Origin of the sequence: Vibrio sp. YMD68 (genome assembly GCF_029958905.1) — a bacterium.
Classification (GTDB): Bacteria; Pseudomonadota; Gammaproteobacteria; order Enterobacterales; family Vibrionaceae; genus Vibrio.
Window position 1 is genome coordinate 861,841 of the sequence record NZ_CP124614.1, and the last position, 24,452, is coordinate 886,292.

General features: G+C 44.4%; 25 protein-coding genes. 13 read left to right on the forward strand and 12 right to left on the reverse strand.

Translation table 11 applies throughout. The features are described from left to right. The first annotated feature begins 176 nt into the window (after window positions 1-176). Window positions 177-668, forward strand: a complete 492-nt coding sequence (locus tag QF117_RS10095) for a DUF4442 domain-containing protein (protein ID WP_282388799.1) — start codon at window positions 177-179, stop codon at window positions 666-668. 88 nt (window positions 669-756) lie between these two features. Here the strand turns inward: QF117_RS10095 and fldA are convergent, their stop codons facing one another. The 3 genes from fldA to QF117_RS10110 all read right to left on the reverse strand — a co-directional run bounded on the left by fldA (window position 757) and on the right by QF117_RS10110 (window position 2,428). Beyond that, window positions 757-1,290, reverse strand: coding sequence for a flavodoxin FldA (fldA, locus tag QF117_RS10100; protein WP_282388800.1), 534 nt, complete (start codon window positions 1,288-1,290; stop codon window positions 757-759). Between the two features lie 51 nt (window positions 1,291-1,341). Continuing rightward, entirely contained in the window at window positions 1,342-1,563 is a 222-nt protein-coding gene (locus QF117_RS10105; protein WP_017033178.1) for a DUF2788 domain-containing protein, read from the reverse strand. Between the two features lie 103 nt (window positions 1,564-1,666). Further along, a complete protein-coding gene (locus QF117_RS10110; protein ID WP_282389455.1) occupies window positions 1,667-2,428 on the reverse strand; it encodes an alpha/beta fold hydrolase in 762 nt (253 codons plus the stop codon). Between the two features lie 93 nt (window positions 2,429-2,521). Between QF117_RS10110 and seqA the strand changes: the two genes are divergently transcribed. After that, window positions 2,522-3,067 carry a replication initiation negative regulator SeqA gene (seqA, locus tag QF117_RS10115; RefSeq protein ID WP_282388801.1) on the forward strand — a complete coding sequence of 182 codons (546 nt, stop codon included), beginning with the start codon at window positions 2,522-2,524 and terminating at the stop codon, window positions 3,065-3,067. Between the two features lie 95 nt (window positions 3,068-3,162). After that, a complete protein-coding gene (pgm, locus tag QF117_RS10120; RefSeq protein ID WP_282388802.1) occupies window positions 3,163-4,809 on the forward strand; it encodes a phosphoglucomutase (alpha-D-glucose-1,6-bisphosphate-dependent) in 1,647 nt (548 codons plus the stop codon). 65 nt (window positions 4,810-4,874) lie between these two features. On the opposite strand, the gene QF117_RS10125 is transcribed toward pgm, so the two are convergent. After that, a complete protein-coding gene (locus QF117_RS10125; RefSeq protein WP_282388803.1) occupies window positions 4,875-5,642 on the reverse strand; it encodes a DUF1853 family protein in 768 nt (255 codons plus the stop codon). Window positions 5,643-5,733: 91 nt separating this feature from the next. Between QF117_RS10125 and QF117_RS10130 the strand changes: the two genes are divergently transcribed. After that, window positions 5,734-6,561: a Nif3-like dinuclear metal center hexameric protein gene (locus QF117_RS10130; protein WP_282388804.1), complete on the forward strand. Its 828-nt coding sequence runs from the start codon at window positions 5,734-5,736 to the stop codon at window positions 6,559-6,561. 113 nt (window positions 6,562-6,674) lie between these two features. Here QF117_RS10130 and QF117_RS10135 read toward each other — a convergent pair whose 3' ends face one another. Then, window positions 6,675-7,964 carry a citrate synthase gene (locus tag QF117_RS10135; protein WP_017033172.1) on the reverse strand — a complete coding sequence of 430 codons (1,290 nt, stop codon included), beginning with the start codon at window positions 7,962-7,964 and terminating at the stop codon, window positions 6,675-6,677. Window positions 7,965-8,357: 393 nt separating this feature from the next. Between QF117_RS10135 and sdhC the strand changes: the two genes are divergently transcribed. The 8 genes from sdhC to sucD all read left to right on the forward strand — a co-directional run bounded on the left by sdhC (window position 8,358) and on the right by sucD (window position 17,967). Continuing rightward, a complete protein-coding gene (gene sdhC / locus QF117_RS10140) occupies window positions 8,358-8,750 on the forward strand; it encodes a succinate dehydrogenase cytochrome b556 subunit (RefSeq protein WP_282388805.1) in 393 nt (130 codons plus the stop codon). After that, window positions 8,744-9,091, forward strand: a complete 348-nt coding sequence (gene sdhD, locus QF117_RS10145) for a succinate dehydrogenase, hydrophobic membrane anchor protein (protein ID WP_282388806.1) — start codon at window positions 8,744-8,746, stop codon at window positions 9,089-9,091. The genes sdhC and sdhD overlap by 7 nt, the downstream gene beginning before the upstream one ends. Beyond that, complete coding sequence (sdhA, locus tag QF117_RS10150) at window positions 9,092-10,858, forward strand: succinate dehydrogenase flavoprotein subunit (RefSeq protein WP_282388807.1); 1,767 nt, start codon at window positions 9,092-9,094, stop codon at window positions 10,856-10,858. Between the two features lie 15 nt (window positions 10,859-10,873). Next, the gene (locus QF117_RS10155) at window positions 10,874-11,587 is read left to right on the forward strand and encodes a succinate dehydrogenase iron-sulfur subunit (RefSeq protein WP_017033168.1); all 714 of its coding nucleotides are present in this window, start codon (window positions 10,874-10,876) and stop codon (window positions 11,585-11,587) included. Between the two features lie 89 nt (window positions 11,588-11,676). Next, the gene (gene sucA, locus QF117_RS10160; RefSeq protein WP_282388808.1) at window positions 11,677-14,502 is read left to right on the forward strand and encodes a 2-oxoglutarate dehydrogenase E1 component; all 2,826 of its coding nucleotides are present in this window, start codon (window positions 11,677-11,679) and stop codon (window positions 14,500-14,502) included. 28 nt (window positions 14,503-14,530) lie between these two features. Beyond that, a complete protein-coding gene (odhB, locus tag QF117_RS10165; protein WP_282388809.1) occupies window positions 14,531-15,739 on the forward strand; it encodes a 2-oxoglutarate dehydrogenase complex dihydrolipoyllysine-residue succinyltransferase in 1,209 nt (402 codons plus the stop codon). 189 nt (window positions 15,740-15,928) lie between these two features. After that, window positions 15,929-17,095, forward strand: a complete 1,167-nt coding sequence (gene sucC / locus QF117_RS10170) for an ADP-forming succinate--CoA ligase subunit beta (protein WP_282388810.1) — start codon at window positions 15,929-15,931, stop codon at window positions 17,093-17,095. Then, window positions 17,095-17,967: a succinate--CoA ligase subunit alpha gene (gene sucD, locus QF117_RS10175; RefSeq protein WP_004734209.1), complete on the forward strand. Its 873-nt coding sequence runs from the start codon at window positions 17,095-17,097 to the stop codon at window positions 17,965-17,967. The genes sucC and sucD overlap by 1 nt, the downstream gene beginning before the upstream one ends. Before the next feature lie 248 nt (window positions 17,968-18,215). Here the strand turns inward: sucD and QF117_RS10180 are convergent, their stop codons facing one another. Both QF117_RS10180 and rnt read right to left on the reverse strand, forming a co-directional pair. Next, window positions 18,216-19,541, reverse strand: a complete 1,326-nt coding sequence (locus tag QF117_RS10180) for a Na+/H+ antiporter family protein (RefSeq protein ID WP_282388848.1) — start codon at window positions 19,539-19,541, stop codon at window positions 18,216-18,218. A 189-nt stretch (window positions 19,542-19,730) separates the two neighbouring features. Beyond that, window positions 19,731-20,378 carry a ribonuclease T gene (gene rnt, locus QF117_RS10185; protein WP_282388850.1) on the reverse strand — a complete coding sequence of 216 codons (648 nt, stop codon included), beginning with the start codon at window positions 20,376-20,378 and terminating at the stop codon, window positions 19,731-19,733. Window positions 20,379-20,563: 185 nt separating this feature from the next. Between rnt and QF117_RS10190 the strand changes: the two genes are divergently transcribed. Next, window positions 20,564-21,448 carry an OmpA family protein gene (locus QF117_RS10190; RefSeq protein ID WP_282389456.1) on the forward strand — a complete coding sequence of 295 codons (885 nt, stop codon included), beginning with the start codon at window positions 20,564-20,566 and terminating at the stop codon, window positions 21,446-21,448. 20 nt (window positions 21,449-21,468) lie between these two features. Here QF117_RS10190 and QF117_RS10195 read toward each other — a convergent pair whose 3' ends face one another. The 5 genes from QF117_RS10195 to rsxG form a co-directional block, all read right to left on the reverse strand. Continuing rightward, window positions 21,469-21,906, reverse strand: coding sequence for a DUF2753 family protein (locus tag QF117_RS10195; RefSeq protein ID WP_017033161.1), 438 nt, complete (start codon window positions 21,904-21,906; stop codon window positions 21,469-21,471). A gap of 136 nt (window positions 21,907-22,042) precedes the next feature. Continuing rightward, entirely contained in the window at window positions 22,043-22,456 is a 414-nt protein-coding gene (gloA, locus tag QF117_RS10200; RefSeq protein ID WP_282388851.1) for a lactoylglutathione lyase, read from the reverse strand. A gap of 9 nt (window positions 22,457-22,465) precedes the next feature. After that, the gene (gene nth, locus QF117_RS10205; RefSeq protein WP_282388852.1) at window positions 22,466-23,107 is read right to left on the reverse strand and encodes an endonuclease III; all 642 of its coding nucleotides are present in this window, start codon (window positions 23,105-23,107) and stop codon (window positions 22,466-22,468) included. Between the two features lie 26 nt (window positions 23,108-23,133). Continuing rightward, a complete protein-coding gene (locus QF117_RS10210) occupies window positions 23,134-23,823 on the reverse strand; it encodes an electron transport complex subunit E (RefSeq protein ID WP_282388853.1) in 690 nt (229 codons plus the stop codon). Continuing rightward, the gene (gene rsxG / locus QF117_RS10215) at window positions 23,816-24,451 is read right to left on the reverse strand and encodes an electron transport complex subunit RsxG (RefSeq protein ID WP_282388854.1); all 636 of its coding nucleotides are present in this window, start codon (window positions 24,449-24,451) and stop codon (window positions 23,816-23,818) included. Before rsxG ends, QF117_RS10210 begins: the two co-directional genes overlap by 8 nt. Window position 24,452: the final 1 nt, after the last annotated feature.

Sequence of the window (24,452 nt, forward strand, 5' to 3'; positions counted from 1 at the left end):
CGTAACTGATCCAACGTTTTATCCATTATAGGGTAGTGTCACTCAACAATAAACCGCGAAGTTCAAAGGGTTAATAGGAATGCATGATAAACTTTGCATAATTTGACACAAAAGATGTCGGACCAGTAACTTTTATGTAACAATTTACACCAACCTATACTGACCGTCGCATTTTTATGGATTCATTTGTATCAAAAATATATACCCCCAATATAGTTAAGTTTGCATTGAATATTTGGCCACCATTCTGGGGGGCTGGCATAAAGATCCAGTCAATTAGTGAAGACTTTCGCGAAGTTCAGATGAAGCTAAAACTGCGCTGGTGGAACAAAAATGCCAATCGTACTCAATATGGTGGCAGCATTTTTTCACTCACGGATCCTGTTTATTCATTAATGCTAATGGGAATACTCGGTGATAAATATTATGTTTGGGACAAAGAGGCAAGCATCAATTTTATTAAGCCAGGTTTAGGTGATCTTCATGCGGATTTTATGGTCTCCCAGCCCCAAATCGACGAAATTTATGAATCCACGATGAATGGTGACAAGTGTTTTCCTGAGTTCGTCATCCATGTAAAAGACACCAACGGGGATGTGGTTGCAGAGGTACAGAGAAAGTTATACGTGAGAAAGAAACCCAAATATCGTCGTGATGAGAAGCAATAATTTGGGTTTAGCGGTATAACCCTTTAACAGGCAATAAAAAAACCTCCGGGAATGGAGGTTCTTTTTTTGAACTTGGTGAAGTATTTACTTAGTCAGTCAGTTCAGACAAGCACATCTCTTCATGGATCTGAGCAGCCCAGGTATTCACACGTGATTCAGTCAGTTCAGGCTGACGGTCTTCATCAATACATAAGCCGACAAACTGGCTATCATCCCCTTCGACGAGTGCTTTAGAGGCTTCAAACTCGTAGCTTTCGGTTGATGTATAACCCAGAATAGTGCCGCCTTTCGCTTCAACGATGTCTCGAACCGTTCCCATCGCGTCACAGAAATATTCAGCGTAATCTTCTTGGTCACCACAGCCGAAAATGCCCACAAGCTTGGTTGAGAAGTCAATCCCTTCTAGCTCTGGAAAGAAGTCATCCCAGTCGCATTGAGCTTCACCGTAGTACCAAGTAGGAATGCCAAGAAGAAGCAGATCAAAGTTATCAATGTCTTCTTTGCTACTTTTTGCAATGTCTTGAACGTGAACGAGTTGTTTACCCAATTGCTTTTGAATCATCTTTGCAACAGCTTCTGTGTTGCCGGTGTCGCTACCAAAGAAGATACCTACACTTGCCATAGAATCATTACCTTTAATATTGTCTGTGTCGAGGGGCTAAAGAAACAGTGGCTAACCAAGCCCTGAACCTTCCCAGCTAATTTGGATCAATCCTTTTGCGATGAATCCTGCGCAACCAAGGAAAAGTACTAGCCATACAATACGACGCCCAAAAGGAGGAACATTGCCTTGTTTGAGAACATCTTTTATCGCCATACCAATGAGGAAGAAGATAGATGCAAAAAGTAAGTCTAAACCAATAGACTCAAGCATGTTCATATAGTCGTACAGCATGGAATCCCTTTATGCCAATTTACTTGCGCGCACTATATCATTGTTAAACGCTAAAGTTAATCCGTGCTGGGTTATCTGTGCGTGTTTAATGAGAGTTGCGTTACTATAAAAAGTTCCGAATCACTCTTAGCACTTCTTTTGGCTTTTCAGCATGTAGCCAGTGACCAACGTTTGAGATGATATGCGCCTTAGCCTGTGGAAATTGACGTTGAATCTCTGGTTGGTGTTCTGGTAATAAATAGTCTGATTGCGCCCCTTTGATAAATAACGTTGGAATAGCGATCGGTTCAACACTATGCCACCCCAGTATTTCCCAATAATGAGTCACAATGGATTCGACATTGAATCGCCAGCACATAATACCCTCAGAGCGAAATAAGGATTTACTCAAAAACTGCCTAACACCTTCGATGAGAATATGCTCAGACATGATGTCTAACGCTTTATTGCGGCTGGTCGGTTTTTCTTCGATGACCGCTTGCAGTCCATTAAGCACATTTTCATGTCGGTGGACTTGGTAGGCCACGGGCGCCATATCTAAAACAACCAACTTGCTGATAAGTGAACTCGATATCGCCGCCACTTTCATCGCGACCTTTCCACCCATGGAGTGACCAATCAGCACGACGTCGGTCAGGTTAAGATGTTCAAGAAGCAAAACAACATCTTCAGCCATAGACGCATAGTCATGTGTTTCAGAATGAAACGATAAGCCATGGTTTCGGAGATCAATGCTTAAAACTTGATGATCGTGTCCAAGATCCCGTGCTAACAAGCCGAGATTGTCCAAGTTTCCAAACAAGCCGTGGATTAAAACAAGAGTTTGGCCGGAGCCTTCAAGTTTGTAGTTGAGCAATTGAGACATTTTTATCTTATTCATGATTGGTTTGCCGTAGAGTATCAGTGAAGATCTCGCTATAATCCCACAGAGTTTAAACATAGAGATTGTGAAAAGCGAATGAAAACAATTGAGGTTGATGAGGATCTATACCGTTATATTGCGAGCCAGACTCAGCATATTGGTGAAAGCGCGTCTGATATATTGCGCCGATTACTGAATGCAAATGAAGGCGTAAATGCGGAGACTCAGCAAGAAGAAGCACAAGTGAAGCCGAAAGGTATTGTTGTCAGCAAAGACGCGGGAAAAGTAAAAGCGGTCGACAGTATTAAAGAGATGCGTTCTTTATTGATCTCTGACGAGTTTGCAAGCTTAAAGAAAGCGATTGATCGTTTTATGTTGGTGTTGTCCACTCTGCACCGAGTTAACCCAGCAAGCTTTTCTGAAGCGACCCAAGTCAAAGGGCGCAAACGCGTTTATTTTGCTGATAATGAGCAGACGCTATTGGCAAACGGTAATACCACTAAACCCAAAGCGATTCCCAATACACCGTTTTGGGTTATAACCAATAATAATACCAGTCGAAAACGACAAATGACTGAGCAGCTGATGACGAGAATGAACTTTCCAGCTGATTTAATCGAAAAGGTTATAAATACGATTTAGATTTTATACTTGAAGCCTCACAATAACATGCATGGTTCGCAGCGTATTGTGAGGCTTTTTAGTGTTACAAACCTACCTAAGAAAGGACGTCATAAATGGCTATGCACCCAAGAGCTGGAACAAAAGCACAACAACAAGATTTGCATAATATTCCGGCTTTAGTATCAAATTACTTTCTACTTCAACCTCAGGCTAACAATTCAGATCATAAGGTCCAGTTTGGCACTTCTGGTCATCGAGGTACGGCAGACAAATCCACATTCAATGAACATCATATCTTGGCGATTGCTCAAGCGGTTGCAGAAGTTCGGGCTAAAGCGAACATTACAGGGCCACTGTTTTTGGGCAAAGATACGCATGCGTTGTCTGAACCTGCATTTTTGACCGTTGTCGAGGTATTGGTTGCCAATGGCGTAAAGGTGATCAGTCAAGAACATAATGGCTACACACCTACTCCAGGTGTTTCTCATGCGATTTTGACGCACAATTTGAAACATGATGCGAAAGCAGATGGCATTGTGATCACCCCTTCTCATAATCCACCTCAAGATGGTGGTATCAAATACAACCCGACTCACGGGGGCCCAGCAGAAGCGGAACTCACACAAGCGATCGAAGACCGTGCCAATGAGTTGATTTCACTTGATTTGGCGGGTGTGAAACGTCTGCCTATCGCACAAGCAAAAGCGTCTGATCTGTTTGTCGAGTGTGACCTAGTTAAGCCTTACATCGATGATCTCGTGAACGTTGTTGATATGGAAGCGATTCAAAAATCAGGGCTAAAGTTAGGCGTTGATCCATTAGGTGGATCAGGTATTGATTACTGGCGCCAAATTGCGACTGCCTATAAGCTTGATTTAACGCTGGTCAGTGAAGCGATTGATCCGACGTTCCAGTTTATGTCTTTGGATAAAGATGGTGTCGTGCGTATGGATTGCTCATCACCTTATGCAATGGCAGGTTTACTTGAATTAAAAGACGACTATGACTTGGCGTTTGGTAATGACCCAGATTACGATCGTCATGGCATTGTAACGCCACAAGGCTTGATGAATCCGAACCACTTTTTAGCCGTATGTATTGACTACCTATACCGTAACCGCCAGGGGTGGGGTAAAGACGTGGCTGTGGGTAAAACACTCGTATCTAGTGCGTTGATTGACCGTGTGGTGGCCGACCTAGGGCGCGAGCTTTGTGAAGTTCCTGTTGGATTCAAATGGTTTGTTGACGGGCTCTACAGTGGTCAATTTGGTTTTGGCGGTGAAGAAAGTGCAGGGGCATCCTTCTTGAGAAAAGATGGCACACCTTGGTCAACCGATAAAGATGGTATTTTATTGTGTCTTTTGGCCGCAGAAATTACCGCGGTAACGGGCAAGAACCCTCAGCAATACTATGAGGAACTGGCGGCTAAGCATGGTGAGTCAAAATACAATCGTATCCAAGCCGTTGCTAATGGGCCACAGAAAGACATTTTGAAAAAGCTTTCAGCAGAGATGGTTTCAGCTGAGACTTTAGCGGGTGAGCCGATTACAGCGCGACTGACCCATGCTCCTGGTAATGGTGCGGCCATTGGTGGCTTAAAAGTGACGACTGAAAATGGTTGGTTTGCTGCTCGCCCGTCAGGTACGGAAGATATCTATAAGATTTACTGCGAAAGCTTTAAAGGCGAAGAGCACTTGGCTCAAATTGAATCCGAAGCGCAAGATATTGTGAATCAAGTATTTGCAGATGCCGGTTTGTAGTCGATAGTTTAAGAAAAGGCGATCGGATGATCGCCTTTTTTATGCGTGTTTTTCAGCGTGTCGGTTTAGCTTCTCGGTTTTGGCTCGTTTGGCCAGTGGTTAGGCACGACAAACCAAAACTCACCAGACGATGTTTGAGCATGAACAAATCGATCGGTAGGCTTATCGATAGGTTCGCCTAGTTTGGTAGCTCCAGTGGCCCATTGGTACTTTTCTAGAGGGTATAAAGGCTCCGCAATCAAATGCCATTGATTTTCATAACACCACTTCCCCTGTATTTGGGAAGCGTTCAACGCATAGCCATGACAACTTTCTGGTATATCTTGATCAATAAATGGATTGACGTACAAACGCCCTTGAAGCAAAAGGTGTAAAGAAATAGGGGATATTTGCGGATACTTTTGTTTGAATGAGGCCGTTTGTGACATGGTTAGTTGGTGGTCGGTCATCCTTTTTAACTTAATATCGAGCCGGTCTTTAGAATTAGGCCCATACCAATGGGAGCCGTGCAACAGATAAAACTTGATGGCCACTTCCCAGTGTTCAAATTGATGGTTTGAGCGATTTTGAATGATAAAATCAATTTCCCCCAACGTTTTACCATCCACATTAATCTGCTCTTCTGTCATGACGATTTGATGATCATCCGAATGCTCGAACAACCTCTCACAAAGATACTGATATAAAAACCCTAAACGAGGGTTTCCGGAGTACGTTTCACCTAAGGGGAGTGAGTGATGCGGGAGGGCCGGTAAATTATCAAGTGGAGGCCTAGGTTCAAATAATGATGGGGCTGTGATGACCCACTGATAAAAACGGTGTAACGAATCCATATAATCCCTATATTCCTTCCAACAGCTTTCGACTTTAGACCGTGAACTTGCTATAAACATTGGCATGAAATAAGGCCAATGGAAATGAACCATGAATAACCTGCAACTTGAAGCAATCCTTAATACAGAGCTTTCTCCCCAGCTAATTAAAGACTATTGCCCGAATGGAATGCAAATAGAAGGCAAGAGTGACATTAAGCGTATCATAACCGGTGTGACCGCATCACAAGCACTTATCGACAAAGCCATTGCGTTAAATGCAGATGCTATCTTAGTCCATCATGGCTATTTTTGGAAAGGTGAATCAGAAGCCATTAAAGGCATGAAAGGTAAGCGTATTCGAACCCTGATTAAGAACGACATCAATTTGTATGGCTACCACTTACCACTGGATATTCATCCTTCTTTAGGTAACAACGCCGAATTAGCGCGTTTACTGGGCATAGAGGTAGAAGGGGGCCTTGAAGGGCATGCTCAATCCGTTGCAATGTATGGGAGGCTAAATGAGCCCATGACGGCAGGAGACTTTGCCACAAAGATTAATCAAGTTCTCAATCGCCAACCGCTGCATATTTCCCCTGAGAACCTATCCGCTGAGAATTTATCCCTTGAGAGCTTATCCCTTGAGAAGCTAGCCCCAGAAAACGCTGTCGACAAAGGCGAACTGGTTGAAACAGTGGGGTGGTGCACGGGTGGCGGACAAGACTATATTGAATTAGCTGCACAAAAAGGGCTTGATGCCTTTATCTCAGGCGAGATATCAGAGCGCACCACTTACGTCGCTCGTGAACTGGGTATCCATTACTATGCAGCAGGACACCACGCAACAGAACGATATGGCATTAAAGCATTAGGAGAGTGGTTACATTCAGAGCATGGGCTTGAGGTGATGTTCGTTGATATTGATAACCCTGTTTAGTTGGCATAAACCCGTGTGGCTGGAATGAAAATAAAAAAGCTTGGCACGTGGCCAAGCTTTTTAGTTTTGTTTCTTTGCTGCCCCACTAACAACGTAGAGACAGCCCCAAACCATTAATCACGTTCGTGAAGCGGTTGGAAATCACGTTGTTCTTGACCGGTATACAACTGACGAGGGCGTCCAATACGGTTTGTAGGATCACTGTGCATTTCGTTCCAGTGAGCTATCCAACCGATAGTGCGCGACATCGCAAAAATAACGGTAAACATCGAGACTGGAATACCAATCGCTTTAAGAATAATGCCTGAGTAAAAGTCCACGTTCGGGTAGAGCTTCTTCTCAACAAAATACTCATCAGAAAGAGCAATGCGTTCCAGTTCCATCGCAACGTCTAGCAGAGGATCTTTAATATTCAGCTCTTTCAGAACGTCGTGACAAGCTTCACGCATGACTGTTGCGCGTGGATCGTAGTTTTTGTAAACACGGTGACCAAAGCCCATCAAACGGAACGGGTCTTCTTTGTCTTTTGCTTTTGCTACGTACTCTTCAATGTTATCAACGCTGCCAATTTCTTCTAACATATGAAGACACGCTTCATTGGCACCACCGTGAGCAGGGCCCCAAAGAGACGCGATACCCGCCGCAATACACGCAAATGGGTTAGCACCTGATGAACCAGCAAGACGTACTGTTGACGTTGAAGCATTTTGTTCATGATCAGCATGCAAAGTGAATATTTTGTCCATTGCGCGAGCGACAACAGGGTTTACTTCATACTCTTCACATGGGTTTGCAAACATCATGTGTAGGAAGTTTTCAGCGTAGCTTAGTTCATTCCTTGGGTAAATAAACGGCTGACCGATAGAGTACTTGTAACACATTGCTGCCAACGTAGGCATTTTTGATAACAGACGATAAGCCGCGATTTCACGGTGTGTATCGTTATTAATATCAAGTGAATCATGGTAGAACGCTGCGAGTGCGCCAACCACACCACACATCACTGCCATTGGGTGAGCATCACGTCGGAATCCGTGATAGAAACTTGCGATCTGCTCGTGGACCATAGTGTGACGAGTTACCGTGCGTTTAAAGGTTTCGTATTGCTCACGACCAGGGGCTTCACCGTAAAGAAGAATATAACAGACTTCTAAATAGTCAGCGTTGTTCGCTAACTGATCAATAGGATAGCCACGGTGCAGTAACACACCTTTTCCGCCATCAATGTAAGTGATTTGAGATTCACAAGATGCAGTGGCAAGAAAACCAGGGTCGAACGTGAAATATCCATTTGAACCTAGCTTACGAACATCAATTACTTGAGGGCCGACAGTCCCGTCCATAATTGGCAATTCGATTGGCGCTAAACCTTCAATATGAAGGGTCGCTTTCTTATCCGCCATAACAATCTCCTTTGTTTATTATTAATCCGTCCAGGATGTTTATTTGCCATTTTTGTACGTGTGTTCGCTTATAAAGTCAATTATTCTCCTTCGATGTGTGCACTTAGCATGACTTTTTATAGCAAATAAGTTAAAAATCTGTTCTATGTAGCAAAAATTGTTACATCAATTGTATTAGAATGTTGCCAGTCGTATAGTGACGCTAGAAATCTCGGTGAAAACCTTATAAATTCAAGGCTAGAAACAAATACGGGGTTAGCTTTTCAGTTTTTTTGTTAACATTTTATTTACAATTAACTGGTGCTTTTCTCGTCATAATTGTTACTTAGATGTTGTGTTTTGTCGGTTTCCGCACGAGATTCGTTGATAACAATAAATGCTCAATGGAGCTGAGTGAGCAAGCCCGTGAAAGAAAGAAAGTCAAGACCTGTTAATTTAGATTTACAGACAGTTAGCTTTCCAATTACTGCAATCGCATCCATCCTGCACCGAGTGGCAGGGGTGATTACGTTTGTAGCGATTGGCATATTGTTATGGCTACTGTCTCTATCCCTCGAGTCCCCTTATGGATTCAAAGAAGCCGGTGACCTTGTTAGTGGTTTCTTTGTGAAGTTTATTTTGTGGGGAATCGCCACCGCGTTGGCCTACCATATTGTTGGTGGCATACGTCACCTACTGATGGATTTCGGCTACTTTGAAGAACTCGATACTGGAGCTTTAAGTGCTAAAGTCGCTTTTGCTGCCACTGCCGTTCTATCACTTCTTGCAGGAGTACTAGTATGGTAAAGCATGTTTCATCATTTGGACGAAATGGCGTTCACGATTATCTATTGATTCGTGCAACCGCCATTCTCATGACTCTTTACACCGTCTATTTGATTAGCTTCTTAGCTTTCTCAGGCGATATTTCTTATATCTCTTGGACTCAATTTTTCGGTAGCACATTTACTAAAGTCTTCACCATGCTTGCTTTACTGTCCGTGCTGATTCATGCATGGATTGGTCTATGGCAGGTGCTAACGGATTACGTCAAATGCGCAACCTTGCGTGGCGGTTTGCTGTTAGTTGTTGTGGTGGCACTATTGAGCTATTTTTTCTCTGGTTTTTATATTTTGTGGGGTGCGTAAGTGACTATTCCAGTTCGAGAATTCGATGCCGTTGTAATTGGCGCTGGTGGTGCAGGGATGCGCGCTGCACTACAAATTTCAGAGCAAGGCCTTTCATGTGCTTTGCTGTCTAAAGTGTTTCCAACACGATCTCATACAGTATCAGCCCAGGGCGGTATTACCGTAGCCCTTGGCAATGCTCATGAAGATCACTGGGAGCAGCACATGTACGACACCGTAAAAGGTTCTGATTACATCGGAGACCAAGATGCGATTGAGTATATGTGTAAAAATGGTCCTGAGTCAGTTATTGAACTAGAAAAGATGGGTTTACCATTTTCTCGTTTTGATAATGGCACGATTTACCAACGCCCGTTTGGTGGTCAATCGAAAAACTTTGGTGGTGAGCAAGCCGCTCGTACAGCAGCAGCAGCAGACCGTACGGGTCACGCTTTACTCCACACCTTATACCAGCAAAATATTAAGCACGAGACCACCATTTTTTCAGAATGGTACGCGCTTGATTTAGTAAAGAATGAAGATGGCGCTATTTTAGGTACCACCGCTTTGTGCATGGAAACGGGCGAAGTCTGCTACTTTAAAGCTAAAGCAACCATACTGGCGACAGGTGGTGCGGGGCGTATCTACGCGTCAACGACGAATGCACATATTAACACTGGTGACGGCGTAGGTATGGCTATCCGTGCGGGTGTCCCAATGCAAGATATTGAAATGTGGCAGTTCCACCCAACAGGGATAGCGGGTGCAGGTACATTGGTGACCGAAGGTTGTCGTGGAGAAGGTGGCTATCTTTTAAATAATGATGGTGAGCGCTTCATGGAGCGTTATGCACCTAATGCAAAAGATCTGGCTGGTCGAGACGTTGTTGCGCGTTCAATGATGATTGAGATTCGTGAAGGTCGAGGATGTGATGGACCTTGGGGGCCACATATCAAGCTTAAACTCGATCACTTAGGTAAAGAGACGTTAGAGTCGCGCTTACCGGGTGTTTGTGAATTATCTCGTACGTTTGCACACGTTGATCCAGTTAAAGAGCCGATTCCAGTGATTCCAACTTGTCATTACATGATGGGTGGTATTCCGACTCAAGTGTCAGGTCAGGCAATCAAGCAAGATGCTAATGGTGCTGATGTCGAAGTCCAAGGCTTATTTGCATGTGGTGAAATTGCTTCAGTATCTGTTCATGGCGCAAACCGTTTAGGTGGTAACTCACTACTTGATTTGGTTGTATTCGGTCGTGCAACAGGGCTTCATCTTGGTGAAACGCTCAGAAAGCAGGAAGATGCTAAACCAGCAACAGATGAAGACATTGCTCGTTCGCTTGAGCGATACAATCGTTGGGAAAACAGTACTGATGGTGAAGACCCAGCTGTTATCCGCAAAGATTTACAGCAATGCATGCAAAATAACTTCTCGGTATTCCGTGAAGGCGATGCGATGGCAAAAGGTTTAGAAGAGCTTAAAGAGATCAGAAAGCGTCTGAACAATGCGCATTTATCGGATAAATCAACCGAGTTTAATACGCAGCGAGTTGAATGTCTTGAGCTTGAGAACTTAATGGAAACGGCTTTTGCTACTGCAGTCGCTGCAAACTTCCGTACGGAAAGTCGCGGTGCTCATGCGAGATATGATTTCCCTGATCGTGATGATGCAGAGTGGTTATGCCATTCAATTTATAACCCTGAGACAGAAAGCATGTCAAAACGGGGTGTAAATATGGAACCTGTACATCGTGAAGCATTTCCACCGAAAGCTAGAACGTACTAAGGAGAGGCCCCGATTATGAAATTGAATTTCTCTTTGTATCGTTACAACCCGGATACAGACCAAAAGCCTTACATGAAGGACTACGTGTTGGAAGTCGAAGATGGCTCAGACATGATGGTACTTGATGCGCTTATATTACTTAAAGAGCAAGACCCAAGCATATCGTTCAGACGCTCATGTCGAGAAGGTGTATGCGGCTCTGATGGCGTAAATATGAATGGTAAAAACGGGTTAGCGTGTATTACTCCTTTGTCAGATTTATCGGCGAAAGGAACCATAGTCATACGCCCATTACCAGGATTACCAGTTGTTCGCGACTTGGTTGTGGATATGACACAGTTTTACGACAACTACTCTAAAGTTAAGCCATTCCTAGTGACTGATGGTAATTTACCGCCGTCACGTGAGAATTTGCAAAGCCCAGATGAGCGTGCACATTTAGATGGTTTATACGAGTGTATTATGTGTGCTTGTTGTACGACATCTTGCCCTTCATTTTGGTGGAACCCAGACAAGTTTATTGGCCCAGCAGGGTTACTTGCCGCGTATCGTTGGTTAATTGATAGCCGAGATACAGCAACGGATGAACGCTTATCGAATCTTGACGATGCGTTTAGCGTTTTTCGTTGCCATGGCATCATGAATTGTGTAAGTGTTTGTCCTAAAGGATTAAATCCTACGAAGGCTATTGGTCATATTAAGACTATGTTAGTCAATCGTTCGGTTTAAATTAATAAGATTGTCGCCCTAGGATTAGGGCGACAGACAGTCGATCTATAGGTCGACGTAAACGTGAAAACTACTGGTTAAGGGAAAATATGCACAACGGCGTGATGAAGGCATGGCTCGAGTCTTCACACTTGGCTGGCGCCAATGCGACTTATGTAGAAGAACTCTACGAAACGTATCTAAGTGATCCCGATCTGGTAAGTGAGGAGTGGAAACGTGTGTTTGAAGATTTGCCTGTGCAATCTTCAGAAGTGGTTGAACAACCGCATTCACGTGTCCGTGATTACTTCCGTCGGCTTGCTCAAGAGACTAAGCATTACAATGTCCAAGTTAGTGATCCTGATGTCGATGTTAAACAAGTAAAAGTACTGCAGCTTATTAATGCGTTCCGCTTCCGAGGGCATCAAGCTGCGAACCTAGACCCCCTAGGTTTATGGGTTAGACCTGCTGTTCCAGATCTTGACCCTTCTTTCCACCATCTTACCGAAGAAGACTTTGATGAAACATTCAATGTCGGTTCTTTTGCTATCGGGCAAGAGACGATGGTCCTCAAAGATCTCTATAAAGCACTGAAGCAGACCTATTGTGGTTCAATTGGTGCCGAATACATGCACATGACAAACACAGAACAAAAACGTTGGATTCAACAACGTTTGGAATCTGTGTCGGGTCAACCTTCTTTTAACCTTGAAGAGAAACGTGATTTTCTTGAAGAGCTAACCGCTGCTGAAGGGTTAGAGCGTTACTTGGGTGCTAAATTCCCAGGAGCAAAACGCTTTTCTCTTGAAGGTGGTGACGCTTTAATCCCGATGACGAAAGAACTGATTCGTCATGCTGGTGGTCAAGGCATGAGAGAAGTGGTTATCGGGATGGCTCACCGTGGCCGTCTGAACATGTTAGTTAATGTTCTGGGTAAAAAACCTCAAGATTTGTTTGATGAGTTTGCCGGTAAACATGATGATACATGGGGTACGGGTGATGTTAAGTATCACCAAGGTTTTTCAGCGGACTTCGCTACACCGGGTGGCAATGTCCACTTAGCATTGGCCTTTAACCCATCTCACCTTGAAATCGTTAACCCAGTGGTTATCGGTTCGGTTCGAGCTCGTCAAGATCGCCTAAATGATAAAGATGGAAGCGTTGTTCTTCCTATTACTGTCCATGGTGATTCTGCCATTGCAGGGCAGGGTGTCGTGCAAGAGACGTTTAATATGTCTCAAACCCGCGGCTTCCGCGTTGGTGGGACGGTACGAATTGTCGTGAATAACCAAGTTGGTTTCACTACTTCGAACCCTCGCGACACGCGCTCTACCATGTACTGTACTGATATTGCGAAAATGGTACAGGCTCCGATATTCCACGTTAATGCTGATGATCCTGAAGCGGTCGCTTTCGTTGCTCGCTTAGCGCTTGATTATAGAAATGAATTTAAACGCGACGTCGTGATTGAGTTGGTGTGTTATCGACGCCATGGTCACAATGAAGCGGATGAACCAAACGCCACCCAGCCGTTGATGTATCAAAAGATCAAAAAGCACCCAACCCCACGTAAGCTTTATGCTGATGTATTGATTGACCGAGGCGAGTTCGATATCGAAACCGCGACTGAGTTAGTTAATGGGTACCGCGATGCACTTGATCACGGTGAGGTTGTGGTCAAAGAGTGGCGTCCAATGGCGCTTCATTCTGTCGATTGGTCCCCATATCTTGGTCATGACTGGGATATCGATTGGGATAGCAAAATCGATGTAGAACGTTTGAGAGATCTGGGTAACCGAATTTGTCAGTACCCGGAAAGTCATAAGCTGCAAAGTCGTGTGAACAAGCTTTACAACGACCGCTTAGCGATGGTAAGTGGCGAAAAACGCGTTGACTGGGGCATGGCTGAAACAATGGCTTATGCAACCTTGGTTGATGATGGTAAGCGTATCCGTATTTCAGGGCAGGACTCTGGACGCGGAACTTTCTTCCACCGTCATGCTGTACTGCACAACCAAACCGATGCGAGTACCTACATTCCATTAGATAACGTTCACGATAAACAAGGTCCATTCCAAGTGTTTGACTCTGTTCTATCTGAAGAAGCGGTACTGGCCTTTGAGTATGGTTACGCAACGGCTGAACCTGGTGGTTTGACGCTTTGGGAAGCGCAATTTGGTGATTTTGCCAATGGTGCCCAAGTGGTTATCGATCAATTCATTTCTTCTGGTGAGCAAAAATGGGCACGTTTGTGTGGCCTAACCATGTTGCTACCTCATGGATATGAAGGGCAGGGCCCAGAACACTCGTCTGCACGTTTAGAGCGCTACTTGCAATTATGTGCTGAGCAAAATATGCAGATCGTCGTGCCGTCTACACCGGCTCAGGTTTACCACATGATTCGACGTCAAGTGGTGCGCCCAATGCGTCGTCCGTTGATCGTCATGTCGCCGAAATCCTTGCTACGTCATCCCCTATGTACTTCTTCTTTTGAAGATCTTGCTGAGGGCACTTTCCAATCGGCGATTGGGGAAGTGGATGAATTAGAAGCGTCTAACGTTAAGCAGGTCGTCTTCTGTTCAGGTAAGGTTTACTACGACTTACTCGCTCAACGCAGAAATAATGAGCAAGATGATGTCGCTATTGTGCGGATAGAACAATTGTACCCATTCCCATTAGAGGATGTGCAAGCTGCTATTGCTCCTTATTCAAATGCAAAAGAATTTGTTTGGTGTCAAGAAGAGCCGCAAAACCAAGGGGCTTGGTACAGTAGCCAGCATAATTTCTTATCGGCAATACCTACTGATGCGAAGCTACGCTATACAGGTAGACCTGCTTCAGCGTCACCGGCCGTTGGTTATATGTCGGTGCACCTGAAACAACAAAAAGCGTTAGTTGACGATGCTTTGACCATCAACCCAAAAGTTTCGAATTAAGAACTAGAAGTAAAAGGAAGACACGAATATGACTATTGAAATTCTGGTTCCAGACTTACCTGAATCAGTAGCAGACGCAACGGTAGCAACATGGCACAAACAGCCAGGCGAAGCGGTTGCGCGCGACGAAGTAATTGTAGACATTGAAACCGATAAAGTGGTTCTAGAAGTACCGGCTCCTGAAGCGGGTATTTTAGAAGCTATTATTGAAGAAGAGGGTGCTACGGTACTGTCAAAACAGCTTATTGCTCGACTCAAGCCTGGTGCTGTAGCGGGTGAGCCGACATCGGATACAACCGATGAAACAGAAGCATCGCCTGACAAACGTCATAAAGCGTCATTAACGGATGAAAATAACGACGCACTTAGCCCAGCAGTACGTCGCTTGCTAGCAGAACATAGCTTGGAAGCGTCTCAGGTTAAAGGTACGGGTGTTGGTGGTCGTATAACACGTGAAGACATTGATGCGCATTTAGCTGCGGCCAAATCGGCACCAGCAGCAAAAGAAGAGCCTATACAAGCTGCTCCTACTGCTGCTCGCAGTCAGAAACGTGTGCCAATGACTCGCCTGCGTAAAACCGTTGCAAATCGTCTATTGGAAGCCAAAAATAGCACGGCAATGCTGACGACGTTTAACGAAGTGAATATGAAGCCTATCATGGACTTGCGTAAGCAATACCAAGATAGCTTTGAAAAACGCCACGGCACGCGCTTAGGCTTTATGTCTTTCTATGTCAAAGCCGTAACAGAAGCGCTGAAGCGTTACCCTGAAGTCAATGCATCAATCGATGGTACTGATATTGTTTACCACAATTACTTTGATATTAGCATGGCGGTTTCTACGCCGCGTGGCTTGGTGACTCCAGTATTAAAAGACTGTGATACGCTAGGTTTTGCTGATATCGAAAAAGGCATCAAAGAGCTTGCGATTAAAGGTCGTGACGGTAAGTTAACGGTCGATGAACTGATTGGCGGTAACTTCACTATCACTAACGGTGGTGTTTTTGGTTCTCTAATGTCTACGCCAATCATTAACCCACCTCAAGCGGCAATTTTGGGTATGCACAAAATCCAAGACCGTCCAATGGCGGTTGATGGAAAAGTAGAGATTCTACCAATGATGTACCTAGCGCTTTCTTACGATCACCGTCTCATTGACGGTCGTGAATCAGTTGGCTTCCTAGTGACCATTAAAGAACTGCTAGAAGATCCTGCTCGCTTGTTACTTGATGTATAAGTAGAGCAATATGGGGAGCCCGTTTCGACGGTCTCTCCATTTTTACAAATTAAGTATGCTCACACTTAATTTGTATTTTATCGTTTAAGCGATAGATATTTAGAAGCACCCTACGATGTAGACTCAGTATGACTGAAAGTCTAATGGAAATAATAAATCCCTTTAGGGATAAACAAATGGAAATAAACAATGAATTTGCATGAATACCAAGCCAAACAGCTGTTTGCAGAATTCGGTTTGCCTGTACCAGAAGGTTTCGCATGTGATACGCCTCAAGAAGCGTTTGAAGCTGCTGGCCGTATCAGCACAGAAAAAAAAGTTGTTAAGTGTCAAGTACACGCTGGTGGCCGTGGTAAAGCGGGCGGCGTAGAGCTACACGACACGAAAGAAGGCGTTAAAGAGTTTGCACAAAAGTGGCTAGGTAAAAACCTAGTGACTTACCAAACAGACGCTAATGGTCAGCCTGTAACCAAGATCCTAGTTGAAGAAGCATCGAACATTGCTAACGAGCTTTACCTAGGTGCTGTTGTTGACCGTGCAACGCGCAAAATTGTATTCATGGCGTCAACTGAAGGCGGTGTGGACATTGAGAAAATCGCTGAAGAAACGCCAGAGTTGATTCACCAATCTGCGATCGACCCTCTCGTTGGCCCTCAAGCATACCAAGGACGTGAATTGGCATTCAAACTTGGTCTAGCTGGCGATCAAATTAAACAGTTCGTTAAGATCTTCATGGGTCTTGGTGAAATGTTCTCTCAGTACGATCTAGCTCTACTAGAAATCAACCCGCTTGTTATTACAAGTGAAGGTAACCTTCTGTGTCTTGACGGCAAGATCAACATTGATTCAAACGCAATGTACCGTCAGCCAAAACTTCGTGAAATGCACGATCCTTCGCAAGAAGACGAGCGTGAAGCACACGCAGCTCAGTGGGAACTGAACTACGTAGCTCTTGATGGCAACGTTGGCTGTATGGTTAACGGTGCAGGCCTTGCTATGGGTACGATGGATATCGTAAACCTACACGGCGGCAAGCCAGCAAACTTCCTTGATGTAGGCGGCGGTGCAACAAAAGAGCGTGTAGCTGAAGCATTCAAGATCATCCTTTCTGATGACAATGTTAAAGCAGTACTAGTAAACATCTTCGGTGGCATCGTTCGTTGTGACATGATCGCTGAAGGTATTATTGGTGCCGTTAAAGAAGTTGGCGTAACCGTACCTGTGGTTGTTCGTCTAGAAGGTACCAACGCAGACCTAGGTCGCGAAGTACTTGCTAATTCTGATGTTGATATCATTGCAGCTGAATCTCTAACAGATGCTGCTCAGAAAGTTGTTGCTGCTGCGGAGGCTAAATAATGTCTGTATTAATTAACAAAGACACTAAAGTAATCTGTCAGGGTTTCACTGGCGGTCAAGGTACATTCCACTCAGACCAAGCTATCGCATACGGTACGCAAATGGTTGGTGGTGTTTCACCTGGTAAAGGTGGTCAAACTCACCTAGGCCTTCCAGTATTCAATACAGTACGCGAAGCAGTAGAAGTCACTGGCGCAACAGCAACCGTTATCTATGTACCAGCACCTTTCTGTAAAGATGCAATCTTAGAAGCGATTGATGCCGGTATCGAACTGATCGTAACGATCACTGAAGGTATCCCTACAACAGATATGATCGACGTTAAAGTGAAGCTAGAAGAAACTGGCGTTCGTATGATCGGTCCTAACTGTCCAGGTCTTATCACTCCAGACGAGTGTAAGATTGGTATCATGCCGGGTCATATCCACAAGAAGGGTAAAGTCGGTATCGTATCTCGTTCAGGTACTCTGACGTACGAAGCCGTTAAGCAAACAACCGATGAAGGCTTTGGTCAGTCCACATGTGTTGGTATCGGTGGTGACCCTATTCCAGGTTCAAACTTCATTGATATCCTAAAACTTTTCCAAGAAGACCCAGAGACGGAAGCAATCGTAATGATTGGTGAGATCGGTGGTACTGCGGAAGAAGAAGCGGCTGAGTTCATTAAAGCGAACGTAACTAAGCCGGTTGTTTCTTACATCGCGGGTGTTACGGCTCCTCCGGGTAAACGTATGGGCCACGCAGGCGCAATCATCTCTGGCGGTAAAGGTACGGCTGAAGATAAATTCGCAGCATTAGAAGCAGCAGGCGTTAAGACGGTTAAGTCTCTTGCTGACATCGGTAAAGGCCTACGTGAAATCACGGGCTGGTAAGTTAACTTAGGTTAATAAAAGTAAATAAAAACCGAGTCTTAAGAGACTCGGTTTTTTTGTTTCCGTAATCAAATGAATGCCTTAGACAAGAATGCCAAGACAACAGGAGCGCTAACTCCAAAACTATCGCAAACTCTAGTGCGATGTAGGTATAGACCATGCCACTAGAGAAACTTGATTTCAAGATCTGGCCTTACAGAGCCGGACTTATAAACCGCATTTATAGAACCGTATTTATAGAACCGTATTTATAAAACCATAGCTGCAATCCAACCAAAAATGATCAGGGGGATATTGTAGTGAATAAACGTGGGTACAACGGTTTCCCAAATATGCTCATGCTGCCCATCGGCATTGAGGCCCGACGTTGGTCCTAATGTTGAATCAGAAGCCGGCGATCCCGCATCACCCAGTGCAGCGGCTGTTCCAACTAAAGCAATGGTCGCCATCGGTGAAAACCCAAACGCAGCGGCTAGAGGAACGTAAATCGTTGCTAGAATTGGAATGGTTGAGAACGAAGAACCAATACCCAAGGTGACCAATAAGCCGACAACCAACATCAACAGCGCAGCAAGTGGCTTGTTATCACCAATGCTGGTTGATAACGCGTCTACAAGGGATTCAACACCGCCAGTTTGCTTCATAACAGCAGCAAAACCAGCCGCAGCAATCATAATAAACCCAATCATCGCCATCATGTGAACACCTTTGGTAAAGACATCTTGTGTCTCTTTCCAGGCAATGACACCGCCGAATGTGAAGACCATAAAGCCTGCTAGAGCGCCGATTATCATTGAGCCAGTTGACAGTTGTACTGCCAGAGCAACCACAATACCGACACAGGCAACCAAAATACTTTTCTTGTCGATACTCGTTGGCTCTTCATTAATATGGGTCAGTGTTGTTTCTTTGTATTCACGAGGCTTTCTGTAGCTGAACAACAGAGCAGTCAATAGACCAAATACCATCCCCAAAGCAGGAAGAATCATTGCGATAGGCACTTGAGATGCTACGACGCTTTCTAGTCCATTCTCATGCAAGTTTTTAAGCAAAATATTGTTTAGGAAAATACCACCAAAGCCAATCGGCAAAATCATGTAGGGAGTGACTAGACCGAAAGTTAGGACACAAGCTACCATTCGACGGTCCATCTTTAATTTTGCAAATACGCCTAGCAGAGGTGGAATTAAAATGGGAATAAAGGCGATATGAACTGGGATAACGTTTTGAGAGGACATAGTGACCAAAATCAGCGATGCCAAGACCGCGTATTTCAATCCAGTGGTCGCCGTTCCGCTCTCTTTGCCGTTGATTCGCTTAATCACATTTTGTGCGAGCAAATCGGTGATGCCTGATTTAGAAATAGCGACAGCAAATGTCCCTAACATGGCATAGCTTAATGCGATGGTTGCACCGCCCCCTAAGCCACTCTCAAATGCAGAAACTGCGTCATTTAAACTCATGCCAGACACAAGGCCGCCAACAATAGCACTGAATGTTAACGCCACAACGACATTCACGCGCATTAAAGCGAGTATCAGCATGATACAGACAGAAATTACAACAGGATTCATAGTTTTCTCGGTTAGTTATGTTTGTATTTATACCAATCGTACTAAATAACGGCTCACTCTAGCGGGTTAAACAGGCGATAATTGCATTAGAATTTTTGATGGTAGAATAACGACTTATCGAAAAACTTTGCCTTGTTCTCTCGCGTTTAACCTGCGTTATGTCTGAGCACTTACTTAGTGTGGTTGGTATTAATTGTTGTCGTCAATGAGAGGCCAGCCGCCAAGCGCTTTCCATTTATTAACGATGCCACAAAAAAGCTCAGCGGTTTTTTCAGTATCGTAACGTGCTGAGTGCGCTTCTTTGTTGTCGAACTCCATCCCTGCGGTTTTGCAAGCCTTGGCTAGAACGGTCTGACCATAGGCAAGGCCACTTAATGCAGCGGTATCAAATGTGGCAAAAGGATGGAAAGGGACTCTTTTCAACTTGCTACGTTCACTTGCAGCCATAACGAACTTATGGTCAAAAGTGGCATTATGAGCAACCATAATGGCACGGCTGCACCCCTGGTCTTTTTGCTCTTTTCGCACAAGTTTATAGATTTCTTTTAATGCGTGCTCTTCACTAACAGCGCCGCGAAGTGGGCTGAATGGGTCTATAATTCCGTTGAATTCCAACGCGGCTTTTTCTAGGTTTGCACCCTCGAAAGGTTCGATGTGAAAATGAATAGTGGAAGCGGGATGAAGATCACCCTGTTCATCCATTGTTAGCGTAATGGCACAAATCTCTAATAATGCATCGGTATCTGAGTTAAAGCCGGCAGTCTCTACATCAATGACGACAGGGAAGTATCCACGAAATCGTTTCTTTAACGTTAGAGTTTCATTTTCAACAGTCATAGTTTTTTTAGTCAGATGAACAAGCCGTGCATTATTGCAGATTCCAGCAGAGAGCAAAACCGAAGAATCCAATAATGAAACGTAATTTATTCGGTTTTATGGCTAGAATTTTGCATTGTAGGGTAAGAGAAGTTGCAGCGGCAAACATTCGCCGTCATCAAGTGGTATCTAAGAGAACAGCAAATATGAAGAAGTGGGCCGCGATTAGCGCAGTACTAATAACCAGTCATCTGATTTCTCCAAACGCGGTTGCGTTGGATAAACGTTATGTCGCCACGCCTATGCAATCTACATGGCAAATGGTGGCAAATACGCCACTAGAGTGCCGCTTAGTCCACCCAATCCCAAATTATGGTGACGCTGAATTTTCATCTCGGGCGAGTAAAAAAATCATCTTAGATTTTGAACTTAAGATGCGCAGGCCGATGGGGGAAACGCGGAATGTTAGCTTAGTGTCGCTACCACCTGCATGGCGCCCTGGTGAAAATGCGGAACGTATTACAAGCATAAAGTTTTTCAAACAATTTGACGGCTATATTGGCGGACAGACCGCTTGGGGAATTCTCGGTGAGCTTGAAAAAGGCCGCTATCCTACATTCAGCTATCAAGATTGGCAAAGTCGGGATCAAAGAATTGAAGTCGCTCTTTCGTCGGTCTTGTTCCAGCAGAAGTACAATGTTTTCAGTGATTGCATTGCTAATCTGCTTCCCTATAGCTTCGAAGATATCGCGTTTACTATTTTGCATTATGATCGAAGCAGTGTGGAGCTCAATAAGGCATCTCAAAAGCGTTTAGCCCAAATTGCTGAGTATATTAGGCACAATCAAGATATCGATTTGGTATTGGTTTCGACGTATACAGATTCGGTTGATACCCGAAGTGTGTCTCAAAATCTATCAGAGCAGCGGGCGGAAGTTTTACGCGGATATTTCCAATCGTTGGGGTTACCCGAGGATAGAATTCAAATTCAAGGCTATGGTAAACGCCGCCCTGTTTCAGATAATTCATCTCCGATAGGTAAAGACAAAAACCGTCGTGTCGTTATTTCACTAGGCCGTACACAGGTTTAAACACGGCGTTAAACTGGCCGTTAGTTTAACTGAAACATAGAAATCAGATTGCAGTTTGTTGCGCTGTCTAGGTGACTGACTTGTTTGGCAATGTATGGGTTAGGGTGACGTTTTAAGAACTCAATCAAGGCCTTTTTACAGCAACCTAGGGAGTCGATATAAGAATCGCACTGGCTATTTGCGCATTGTGGAATGAGAGACAGCACTTTTTCTGAAGCGAGCTGCAAGTATTTCAGCTCATATCGCTCATCTCCCACAGAGCGCCAGAAACTGGCCATATTGTGGCAAGAGATAACAGAAACGATCAATCGATCTTCTATTTGAATTTCTTCTTCATGAGTCAGCTGTTCACTGATGGTGAGCGCCTGTTGGTAGTGTAATATACTTCTCAGATGGTCACTTTCCTGCATCGCAACGTCCGCGAGTAACGTATGTTTTTCCCACTCTGTAACCGTCATAGATAACCCTCTGAGCGACTTGATAGAACAAATCTGATGTAATGATACAACAAATGATAATGAGAGTTATTATTATCACTGAATGTTAAAAAAGGCAACGCTTGGTTGCCTTAATGCGAACAAGTCTCAAAAAGTATTAACCTAGCCCAACTGAAGCTTGTTTATTCTGGATCAGTTCAATCATGTAACCGTCAGGATCTTTTACGAAGGCGATCTCGGTAGTCCCGCCTTTGACAGGGCCAGCTTCACGAGTAACGACACCACCGGCAGCCTTGATGGCATCACAAGTGGTATAAACGTTTTCAACCCCAATGGCGATATGACCAAATGCGTTACCAAGGTCGTACTCTTTTGTTCCCCAGTTGTACGTTAACTCAATAACGGACCCTTGGGATTCATCGCCAAAGCCTAAGAATGCGAGTGTGTATTCGTACTCTTTATTCTCATTCGTTCGGAGCAGGTTCATGCCCATGACTTTTGTATAGAACTCAATAGATTTATCTAAATCTCCGACACGTAGCATCGTGTGAAGAATTCTTCCGTTTGACATTATGGACTCCTAGCTTTCTGGGTAAATTTTATCTTTAAATTCGCATAAGTCTTCAATGATACAGCTTCCACAACGAGGCTTACGGGCAACGCAAGTATATCGACCGTGAAGTATTAGCCAGTGGTGAACATCGAGCTTAAATTCTTTGGGTATTACTTTAATGAGTTTTTCTTCAACATCATCAACGGTTTTCCCCATCGCCAACTTGGTTCGATTGGAAACCCGATAAATATGAGTATCCACAGCAATGGTTGGCCAACCGAACGCGGTATTAAGAACCACATTCGCGGTTTTTCTTCCAACCCCGGGTAATGCTTCTAATGCTTCTCGGCTTTCAGGAACTTCCCCTTGATGAAGATCGAGTAACATTCGACAAGTCTTGATGACGTTCTCTGCTTTTGAGTTAAATAACCCTATGGTTTTGATGTACTCTTTGACACCATCGACACCCAGATCAAATATCCCCTGCGGTGTATTTGCCACGGGGTAGAGCTTGTCTGTAGCTTTATTGACACTGACGTCTGTTGCTTGAGCCGATAGAAGAACAGCGATCAAGAGTTCAAACGGGCTACTCCAGTTGAGTTCCGTTTGAGGGTTTGGATTATCGTCTCTAAGACGTTTTAAGATTTCGACACGCTTTATGTTATTCATTATTATTTTCACTTACATGAAAGCGTCTAGTTTGTCACTCTAGCGCGCTCAATGGTTTGTTTTTTCTCAGTTGGCTGACGAGACTTTATCTGAGAGTCGATGACATTTTTTATCGCAATAATAAATCCCACACCGATAAACGCACCCGGAGGAAGAAGCGCCAATAGAAAGCTATTATCAAACTGAAAAACTTCGATTCTCAAGGATTGGGCCCAAGAGCCTAGCAGGAGTTCAGCACCATCAAATAAGGTGCCGTTTCCCAGTAGCTCTCGCATGGCTCCAAGCAATACCAGTACAGCGGTCATACCAACACCCATCCAAAAACCATCGAGTGCCGAAGGTAACACTGGATTTTTTGATGCGAACGCTTCTGCTCGTCCAATGATGACGCAATTGGTGACAATCAGTGGGATAAATATCCCTAATGATAAATACAGCCCATAGGTATAGGCATTCATTAGTAGCTGAACGCAGGTAACGACAGACGCAATGATCATGACAAAAACTGGGATTCGAACTTCTTTCGGCACGTAATCTCTCACCAAAGAGACCGCCACATTTGAGCAAACCAGTACGATAAGTGTAGCAATACCCAGCCCCAAAGCGTTGGTCACTGTTGATGATACTGCGAGTAGAGGACATAGCCCAAGTAACTGAACCAGTGCCGGGTTGTTGTCCCACAGCCCATTTTTTAATAGCGTTTTATTATCATTCATTTGAACCCCCACAATTAAACGATTGACTCGTTAGTTGGTCACGATTCTCATTAACAAAGCTCACTGCACGTTTGACGGCTCCAACGACCGCTCTTGGTGTAATGGTCGCACCGGTGAACTGGTCAAACTGCCCGCCATCTTTACGTACCTTCCATGAATCTTGGTTGGTATCCGTCACTGATTTACCAATGAACCCTAGAATCCAATCGCTGACTCTTAGGTCGATTTTGTCGCCAAGTCCCGGTGTTTCCTGATGCGATAAGACGCGCGTGCCGGTAACGTTACCCTGCTGATCGATACCAACGATGAGTTTTATGGCTCCGTTATACCCGTCAGGAGCAATGGCCTCAATAGCGACCGCGCTTGGCTGACCATCGAGTGTCGCAAAATAAGCAGGCATAGATTCGTCGGTCCCTAGTGCTAAGTCTGAGACTAAGGTACACGATTGATATAAATCATTGTCATGAAGCTCTTTGGGAATGACTTGATTAAGAATAGACAAGAGCTGGGCTTTCTCTTGGCGTTGGATTTGATCTTTGGTTAAATGATGGGTGATCGCGACAAGCCCTGTCGTCGCGCAAGCAAAGATCGCCAATGTGAGTCCATTTTTACGAATAGCGGCTAACATA

Bases quoted from the DNA above. Each gene is read 5' to 3' on its own strand.
- QF117_RS10095 (WP_282388799.1), top strand. From the start codon at position 177: ATGGATTCATTTGTATCAAAAATATATACCCCCAATATAGTTAAGTTT.
- fldA (WP_282388800.1), bottom strand. From the start codon at position 1,290: ATGGCAAGTGTAGGTATCTTCTTTGGTAGCGACACCGGCAACACAGAA.
- QF117_RS10105 (WP_017033178.1), bottom strand. From the start codon at position 1,563: ATGCTGTACGACTATATGAACATGCTTGAGTCTATTGGTTTAGACTTA.
- QF117_RS10110 (WP_282389455.1), bottom strand. From the start codon at position 2,428: ATGTCTCAATTGCTCAACTACAAACTTGAAGGCTCCGGCCAAACTCTT.
- seqA (WP_282388801.1), top strand. From the start codon at position 2,522: ATGAAAACAATTGAGGTTGATGAGGATCTATACCGTTATATTGCGAGC.
- pgm (WP_282388802.1), top strand. From the start codon at position 3,163: ATGGCTATGCACCCAAGAGCTGGAACAAAAGCACAACAACAAGATTTG.
- QF117_RS10125 (WP_282388803.1), bottom strand. From the start codon at position 5,642: ATGGATTCGTTACACCGTTTTTATCAGTGGGTCATCACAGCCCCATCA.
- QF117_RS10130 (WP_282388804.1), top strand. From the start codon at position 5,734: ATGAATAACCTGCAACTTGAAGCAATCCTTAATACAGAGCTTTCTCCC.
- QF117_RS10135 (WP_017033172.1), bottom strand. From the start codon at position 7,964: ATGGCGGATAAGAAAGCGACCCTTCATATTGAAGGTTTAGCGCCAATC.
- sdhD (WP_282388806.1), top strand. From the start codon at position 8,744: ATGGTAAAGCATGTTTCATCATTTGGACGAAATGGCGTTCACGATTAT.
- QF117_RS10155 (WP_017033168.1), top strand. From the start codon at position 10,874: ATGAAATTGAATTTCTCTTTGTATCGTTACAACCCGGATACAGACCAA.
- sucA (WP_282388808.1), top strand. From the start codon at position 11,677: ATGCACAACGGCGTGATGAAGGCATGGCTCGAGTCTTCACACTTGGCT.
- odhB (WP_282388809.1), top strand. From the start codon at position 14,531: ATGACTATTGAAATTCTGGTTCCAGACTTACCTGAATCAGTAGCAGAC.
- sucC (WP_282388810.1), top strand. From the start codon at position 15,929: ATGAATTTGCATGAATACCAAGCCAAACAGCTGTTTGCAGAATTCGGT.
- sucD (WP_004734209.1), top strand. From the start codon at position 17,095: ATGTCTGTATTAATTAACAAAGACACTAAAGTAATCTGTCAGGGTTTC.
- QF117_RS10180 (WP_282388848.1), bottom strand. From the start codon at position 19,541: ATGAATCCTGTTGTAATTTCTGTCTGTATCATGCTGATACTCGCTTTA.
- rnt (WP_282388850.1), bottom strand. From the start codon at position 20,378: ATGACTGTTGAAAATGAAACTCTAACGTTAAAGAAACGATTTCGTGGA.
- QF117_RS10190 (WP_282389456.1), top strand. From the start codon at position 20,564: ATGAAGAAGTGGGCCGCGATTAGCGCAGTACTAATAACCAGTCATCTG.
- QF117_RS10195 (WP_017033161.1), bottom strand. From the start codon at position 21,906: ATGACGGTTACAGAGTGGGAAAAACATACGTTACTCGCGGACGTTGCG.
- gloA (WP_282388851.1), bottom strand. From the start codon at position 22,456: ATGTCAAACGGAAGAATTCTTCACACGATGCTACGTGTCGGAGATTTA.
- nth (WP_282388852.1), bottom strand. From the start codon at position 23,107: ATGAATAACATAAAGCGTGTCGAAATCTTAAAACGTCTTAGAGACGAT.
- QF117_RS10210 (WP_282388853.1), bottom strand. From the start codon at position 23,823: ATGAATGATAATAAAACGCTATTAAAAAATGGGCTGTGGGACAACAAC.
- rsxG (WP_282388854.1), bottom strand. From the start codon at position 24,451: ATGTTAGCCGCTATTCGTAAAAATGGACTCACATTGGCGATCTTTGCT.